1 protein-coding gene is annotated in these 1,543 nt (G+C 57.4%); it reads left to right on the top strand.

Annotated features, from left to right (window positions below; translation table 11 throughout):
- Positions 1–159 precede the first annotated feature (159 nt).
- Positions 160–1,218: an IS110 family transposase gene (locus V5D86_RS09540; protein ID WP_414596455.1), complete on the top strand. Its 1,059-nt coding sequence runs from the start codon at positions 160–162 to the stop codon at positions 1,216–1,218.
- The last annotated feature ends 325 nt before the right edge of the window (positions 1,219–1,543 follow it).

Here is a 1,543-nt window from a genome sequence, read left to right as displayed (position 1 = left end):
GAAAGTAGCCTTCGTTGAAAAATAGCGGCTCCTCGATTTGTTATCGCCAAACAACAAAGACGGAGGAGCCGGAAGTGGACACTGCTGACATCGTACAAAACACATGCGAATCGGAAGTTCCGCCGTCTTCCTCGTCTTTTGGCGGACGGAGGAACGGAGATGACCATATCTGTCGGCATAGACATCCACAAGAAGACGAGCACTTTCTACGCACTCCTCGAAGACGGCGAGCCTTGGACGGAGTTCAACAGCCAGTTCCGCAGAGTCCCATCCACGAAGAACGGGTATCTTGAGGTGGCGGCCTACATAGGAGGCCGCGACTGCAACTTCCTCATGGAGAACTCCACGAAGACCCATGACTCGTACTGGATACTCCATTCGCTCGGTTTCGAGAACCTCCATGTCGCCCATGCGGCGGATCTGAAGAGGATAACCAAGAGCGACAAGAAGAACGATGACAACGACGCCATGATACTGGCGACGTACATGCGCGTGAAGCTCCTCAACGTGGACCAGTTCAGATGCTGCTACATCTGCACCCATGAGGAGATGATGGACCGCAGACTGTGCAGGATCGCCAAGCAGGAGATGATGGAAGCGGGTCGCCTGACCCGCAGGGTCAGAGCGGAGTTCCTGTTGTTCGGGACGGGATGTCCATACGATATAGACACGAAGATGGCCCACGAGTGGATGATGAGGCACCATGACCCTGCTCTCGCTGCGCTCGGCAGGGCCATGGAGGACAGTAGGATAAGGCAACGTGATCTGGAGAAGACCATCGAGAGCAGGTTCTCCGGCAAGCCCATCTACGAGAAGCTGAGGTCCATCCCCGGTTTCGGAGTCGTCACGTCCGCGTACCTGGACTCCATCATCGTGGACATCGACCGCTTCGATAACGCGAAGGAACTGGCATCCTACATCGGCATAGTCCCGAGACAGAGGGACTCCGGAGAGACGGAGTCCCACTGCAGGATAACGAAGACCGGCGATCCCAACGCCCGCTGGCTTCTGATCCAGGCGGTGTTCCGCCTGGTCTCCACACAGGCGGAGGATTCAGACTTGAAGGAGTTCTTCAACAGGAAGAACGGAGGCAGCATAGCCGAGCGGAAGGAGCAGGGGCTCAGGCCCGAATGCAGCCGCCTGGCCTTGGTGGCGAGCGCGAACAAGCTCTGCAGGATCCTGTTCGCGCTTCTGACCCACCCGGAGCGCACCTGGTGAGTTCCGCGCGGACCCGTGCGGAACGACCGAAGCGAGCGTACGTCCCCCTTGGGCACGAAGAACCCCTTGGTCTTATGGATCTCATCTGAAAGTGTGCGGAACACAGGGACGGAGAGGACCTTATGCTACCGTGCGGCACTCAGTGTGGCCGCGAAGCGAATAACAAAGTGGTCGGTTCGACGGCGACCCTCACAGGGCCCGTGTGATTCTGAGAACAGAGTGGTAAGGGCAAGCGGCCCAGACCACGGCTGGATGGATCAGCGGATGCTTTATACACCCTAACCCATCCTTGGTCTGAGCCGCTTTTTTTCAACTTAACAAAGGG

Origin of the sequence: Candidatus Methanoprimaticola sp. MG2, from assembly GCF_047501175.1 — an archaeon.
Classification (GTDB): domain Archaea; phylum Thermoplasmatota; class Thermoplasmata; order Methanomassiliicoccales; family Methanomethylophilaceae; genus Methanoprimaticola.
The sequence above is the reverse complement of the archived record's forward strand: the minus strand, read 5'-3'. Positions and strand labels throughout refer to the sequence as shown.